Source organism: Mycobacterium sp., from assembly GCF_052145595.1.
Taxonomy (GTDB): Bacteria; Actinomycetota; Actinomycetes; order Mycobacteriales; family Mycobacteriaceae; genus Mycobacterium.
The window spans coordinates 1-5,560 of record NZ_JBKQOI010000201.1 but is presented as its reverse complement, the minus strand read 5'-3'; the positions used below and the strand labels follow the sequence as shown (position 1 = coordinate 5,560).

Here is a 5,560-nt window from a genome sequence, read left to right as displayed (position 1 = left end):
TCGAGCGCCCCTTCTCGACGAACAGCACCCGCCGGCCTGAGCGGGCCAGCCGGTAGCCCAGCATCCCGCCGCCCATGCCGGTACCCACGACGATCACGTCCCACATCACGCGTTCGGCCTCGCGCGCACTCAGGTCGCCGTCAGCCAAATCGAACTCCTCAGCAGATGATGGCCCAAAGCATGGCCCGGCCTGGGCGAATCGGGATCGTAACATCCTGCCGAGCTGGAGAAGGCCGCGCTCAAGGAGATCGCGAAGGGAAACTTTTAAGCCCGGAACGCCGGCGGCAGCCGTTCATCATCTGCAGCGGCTGCTGGGGGTCAGCGAACGGTTCGCTTGCCTCGTGGTGTCCGGCCGGTTGAAGTTGATGAAGATGGTTGGGGACGTCGTTGTCACAGTCCCGTCCTTGCGGTGACCCTGGGGAGTACGGAGAACTTGATGCGGTCATGCCTCTGAAGTACTCGATAGTCCGCGCGACCCCCTGCTCGAATGGGACCTGGGGGCGCCAACCGAGCTTGGATTCGGCGAGGCTGATGTCTGGCTTGCGCTGCCTCGGATCGTCCGGAGGCAGGCTCTTGTGGACGGTCGGCGAGGGGGATCCGGTCATTTCCTTAATGAGGCTCGCCGTCTCTTCGGCGGTAAATTCAGCCGTGCTGCCAAGGTTGATGGGTCCAATGAATGAGGGGTCGCTCGCGGCCATCTTCACGAGTCCGTCGACGAGGTCGTCGACGTAGCAGAAGGAACGGGTCTGGCTGCCATCCCCAAATACGGTGATCGGTTCACCCCGCAGTGCCTGGACGATGAAAGTGGCGATGATTCGGCCGTCCTCGGGGTCCATCCTTGGGCCGTAGGTGTTGAAGATGCGGACGACTTTGATTCGGACCCCGTAGCGACGCGCGTACTCCAGCATCAGCGTCTCCGCGATTCGCTTGCCCTCGTCATAGCAGCTCCGCACGCCGAAGCAGTTGACGTTGCCCCAATAGCTCTCGACCTGGGGATGGACTGTGGGATCCCCATAGACCTCGCTGGTGGAGGACTGAAGTATTGTCGCTCCCTTCTCGCGCGCCAATTCGAGTAGATTCCTCACCCCGCCGTAGTTCGTCTCGAGGGTGAACAGCGGATCGCGTTGATAGGTGAGCGGCGCCGCTGGACAGGCCATGTTGAAGATGACGTCCAGCGGGCCCACCGCAACCACGTCTATTGGCCGCGTGATGTCGTGCTCGAAGAAATCGAAGCCCGGGTCACCCTCGAGGTGACTGATGTTCTCGCGACTGCCGGCATAGAAGTTGTCGAGCCCGAGAACCTCGATGCCGTCGCGGCGAAGACGGTCGCAAAGGTGGGATCCGAGGAAGCCGGCGGCGCCAGCGACGAGGGCTCTCATGTTCTTCTCCTAAGTCCTAGTTCCGGCCCATGCCGTAGTACTCAAAACCCTCGGCCCGCACGCGCTTTGGCTCGTAGATGTTTCGGCCATCGAACACGACGAAGCCTCGCATTACCGACTTGAGGCGCTGCCACGATGGCCGCTGGAACTGTTTCCACTCGGTGACGAGGAGCAGCGCGTCGGCGCCATCGACCGCCTCGTACATGCTCCCGGCGTACTCGATCGAGTCCCCGAGCACCTCCTTCGCCTGCGCTGTCGCCTCGGGATCATAGGCCCGCACTGTCGCCCCGAGCTCGACCAGCCTCCTCGCGGTGACGATGGACGGGGCCTCGCGCATATCGTCGGTCTGGGGCTTGAAGCTGAGGCCCCAGAGCCCGAAGCGCAGGCCGTCCAGATTCGTCGCGGGCCCCTGGCGGCCCCCGAAATAGTCGAGGATCTTGGATACGAGGACGGCTCTTTGCCCGCTGTTGACTTGGTCGACCGCACGCAGCAGACGCATGTCTGAGCCCAGGCAGGCGGCCGTGTGTATAAGCGCCTGAACGTCTTTCGGCAAGCAGGAGCCACCATAGCCCACCCCGGGAAACAGGAATTCATAGCGAATGCGCCTGTCCGCACCGATGGCCTCCCGCACGGCCGAAATATCAGCGCCGGCCTTTTCGCACAGGTTCGACATCTCGTTAATGAAGGAAATCTTGGTCGCAAGGAAGCAGTTGGCCGCGTATTTCGCCATCTCGGCGCTCCTGACGTCCATGGTGATCAAGGGATTGAAGGTGCGCAGGAACGGCTCGTAGACCTCTCGCATGATGTCAAGGGCGCGCTTGGAGTCGCCGCCGATCACCACGCGGTCGGGCTTCATGAAGTCGGCGATCGCCGTGCCCTCCTTCAAGAATTCGGGGTTGGACACGACGTCGAACTCGTGCTTGGCCTTCTTGCGGATGATCGCTCGAACCTCGTCGGCCGTGCCGACCGGGACGGTCGACTTGTCAACCACGACCTTGTAGCGATCCATGTGCGACCCGATGTCATCGGCCGCGGAATAGACGTAGGAGAGATCGGCCTCGCCGCTCTCGCTCATGGGCGTCGCGACGGCGATGAATATCACGTCTCCGTGCTCGACCCCGCGGCGCCTGTCGGTCGTGAAGTCGATGCACCCGTTCTCGCGGTTCCTTTCGATCAGCTCGGCCAGGCCGGGCTCATAGATGGGGACCCCTCCCGCGAGAAGCTGGGCTACCTTGGCCTGGTCGATATCGACGCAGACCACGTCATTGCCGCTGTCCGCCAGGCAAGCACCCGTCACAAGGCCGACGTAGCCGCATCCGATTACCGAAATTTTCACGTCGGCCACGGCTCTGGGTGGACGGGTTCGGTGCGGCGTTGACGCCGGGCTTCGCGCAGGTAGAGCCAGGCGCCCTGGAGGAGGCCTTTTCTGCCCGCCCGCAATAGATTTTCCGGGACGCCCCCGGTCGGCAAATCCGGCGGCCCGGAGCCGCGATTGGCCAGCATTCGTTTTGCCCCGCGTGGGACGAACCTGAGGATCCGCCAGAGGTATTTCGGCGATGTCAGGATCAGGCTCATGTAGAACGCCGTGAGGCCCGCGGAGTACCCGAAGAACTGCTTTTCCAGGGCCTCGTCGGTGCGGCGGTGGTAGTGCCAGGTGATGGCCGGTGGCCAATGCAGGATCATCGAGCCGTTCTCGAGCAGGAGCGAAAGAGCTCGCGTCTCCTCGCCGTTAAGGGTTAAGGTCCCGGGGCCGAGCCGATTGTCGAAGCCGCCGATGGCGCGCAGCCTGTCGGTCCGGAAGGCCATGTTGCCGCCGGCGCCGAAGTTGGGCAGTGGGTAGAGGGGATCGAATACCGAGGGTGTGCCCGCAAGTAGCGCAACCGGCTCGACGCCGCGGCCCTTGTTGAACCCGCCGTAGCGTTCGAAGTTGACCTGGGCGTCGGTTTCCAACTCGGCGGGCAGCATCACTCCTGCCACGGCGTCGGGTCGCTGCGGGCAAGCGAATCCTCGCTTGATCCAGGCGATCCAGTCCGGGTCGGCCACTTCGTCATCGTCGATCCAGGCGATGAGCTCGGTGTGCACCTGGGACAGTCCGCGGTTGCGGGCACGTGACAGGCCTGGTGTCGGCTCGTGGCAACACCGCATCCGCAGGCCTTTGAAGCCGACCAGTGTGCGGGCCACCGCGCCGTCGTGGGAGTTGTCGACAACCAACACCTCAAAGCCCGAATCGGACTGGCGGGCCAGGCTGGCCAGGGTCTGCAACAGGCCTTCGGGCCGGTCGCGGGTGCAGATCACCACCGTAAGTGATGCGTCGAGGCCGGCCGAGGTTTCGATCGGCGGCGGGAGGCTCAGTGCGGCAAAGCGGTCACGCAGGTCGACCAGGGCGATCGACGAGTCGGCTTGGATGTCTAAGAACCGCGTCGCCACCGGAAGACCGTTTCTGCGCACCAGGCACCACGCCGCGGCAAACCGGGTGGTATCCACGGCTTCGTCGCCGTAGCTGCGCGCGACGTCGATGTCGATCACCCACGCCGGGGCGCGCAGTTGGCCACGCTGGATGTCACGCACGGTGGGGCCGTGGACTCGGCGATAGGGCAGTGACCACGATGATCCCTTACGCGATGACCGTGTTGATTACCCCGACCACCGGCAATGCCGCGCGCTGGTGGTGCACGGGCCGGATCGGCGGCCCTGGCGGCCCCGATTGGGGTGGCAGGTCGAAGTCGGTCACGGCAGGCTTTCGAATGCGTCGATCTGCTCGTTGGTCACCGTGAGTACGTCGGCGCCCTGGTGCACGCGCCGTTCCCAGTCGACCGTCCAGGCCACCGCGTCGCGGAAGCCGAGCCGGCTGTGCCAGCCCAGTTCGCGCTGCGTCTTGGAGGTGTCCAGGGCCAGCAGGTTGGCCTCGTGGGGGTGGTTCTCGCCGTCGAGGTCCCAGTGCGCGCCGCCGCCCCACAGCTCGGCGGCCAGCGTGGCCACCTGGCCGACCTCGACGAAGCTGTCGCGGCCCGGCCCGATGTTCCACTGGCCCACCCCGGAGCCGGCCAAGAGCGCGTCGGCAATGGTGAGGTAGCCGTTGAGGCAGTCCAGCACGTGCTGCCAGGGCCGCACCGCGCGCGGGAACCGCAACCGCGGCGCCTGGCCGCGCGCAAAGGCGCCCGTCAGGTCGGGCAGCAGCCGGTCACGACTGACGTCGCCGCCGCCGATGACGTTGCCGGCGCGGGCAGTTGCGGTGGGAGCGCCGGGGAAGCTGCGCGTCCAGGACTGGACCAGCAGATCGGCCATCGCCTTGGATGCGCTGTAGGGATCGGCGCCACCGAGCGGGTCGGTTTCACGGTAACCGGCCTCCTGGTCGTTGTTGCGGTAGACCTTGTCGGTGGTCACCACGACGTGCGCGCGCACCGACGGGGTGGCCGAGACGGCCTCCAGCATGCTCAGCGTGCCCATGGCGTTGATCTCGTAGGTGTCGCGCGGCTTGCGATAGGACTCGCGGACCAACGGCTGGGCGGCCATGTGCACCACCACATCCGGAGCCGCCGCCTTCACCGCTGCCGCGGTGTCCTCGGCGTCGCGGATGTCCACCCGAAAGTCGCAGACAAGCTCATCGGCGAGCCCCGCCCGGGTGAACAGGCCGCCCGCGGGCGGATCCACGGCGGCCAGACCCGACACCCGGTGCCCGCGGCTCAGCAGCAGCAGCGTCAGCCAGGACCCTTTGAACCCGGTATGCCCGGTGACCAGGTAGTGCACGAAATCTCCTCACGTGATGGCTGACACTCAGCTCAGTAAACCATAAGTCGCTGAAATCCGACCTATGCATTCATAAAGTATGTGATAGCCTACCCCAGGAAGGTACAGGATATGGCATTGACTGATATTACCGCAGAGCGGCAGGATACTCCCCGAATCGGCCGCCGCCGGGTTTCCTTACCGAGCGCGACCAGGCCACCAGCGGCACAACCAGCACCTCACCAACAGATTGGCAGCTGACCATGACCACCGCACCCACCCCGGCACCCTCCAGATCGGACGACCCGTCATGAAAGCCGTGCTCCTCGCGGGTGGTCTGGGCACCCGCATGCGGGAGGAAACCGAGTTTCGCCCCAAGCCGATGGTCGAGGTGGGTGGCCGGCCGGTGCTGTGGCACATCATGAAAATCCTTGGCCACTACGGCCTTTCCGACT

The 5,560-nt window shown here is 65.0% G+C and carries 5 protein-coding genes; 1 reads left to right on the top strand and 4 read right to left on the bottom strand.

Features of this window, described 5'->3' with window-relative positions:
• Positions 1-239: 239 nt before the first annotated feature.
• The 4 genes from ACLP4W_RS18400 to rfbG all read right to left on the bottom strand — a co-directional run bounded on the left by ACLP4W_RS18400 (position 240) and on the right by rfbG (position 5,126).
• Complete coding sequence (locus ACLP4W_RS18400) at positions 240-1,379, bottom strand: UDP-glucuronic acid decarboxylase family protein (RefSeq protein WP_442388336.1); 1,140 nt, start codon at positions 1,377-1,379, stop codon at positions 240-242.
• 16 nt (positions 1,380-1,395) lie between these two features.
• Positions 1,396-2,724, bottom strand: coding sequence for a UDP-glucose dehydrogenase family protein (locus ACLP4W_RS18395; RefSeq protein WP_442388334.1), 1,329 nt, complete (start codon positions 2,722-2,724; stop codon positions 1,396-1,398).
• Entirely contained in the window at positions 2,712-3,947 is a 1,236-nt protein-coding gene (locus ACLP4W_RS18390; RefSeq protein WP_442388332.1) for a glycosyltransferase family 2 protein, read from the bottom strand. The genes ACLP4W_RS18395 and ACLP4W_RS18390 overlap by 13 nt, the downstream gene beginning before the upstream one ends.
• Before the next feature lie 159 nt (positions 3,948-4,106).
• Positions 4,107-5,126, bottom strand: a complete 1,020-nt coding sequence (gene rfbG, locus ACLP4W_RS18385) for a CDP-glucose 4,6-dehydratase (RefSeq protein WP_442388330.1) — start codon at positions 5,124-5,126, stop codon at positions 4,107-4,109.
• A 289-nt stretch (positions 5,127-5,415) separates the two neighbouring features.
• On the opposite strand from rfbG, the gene ACLP4W_RS18380 reads away from it, so the two are divergent.
• A partial coding sequence (locus tag ACLP4W_RS18380) for an NTP transferase domain-containing protein (protein ID WP_442383804.1) occupies positions 5,416-5,560 on the top strand: 145 nt, incomplete at its 3' end.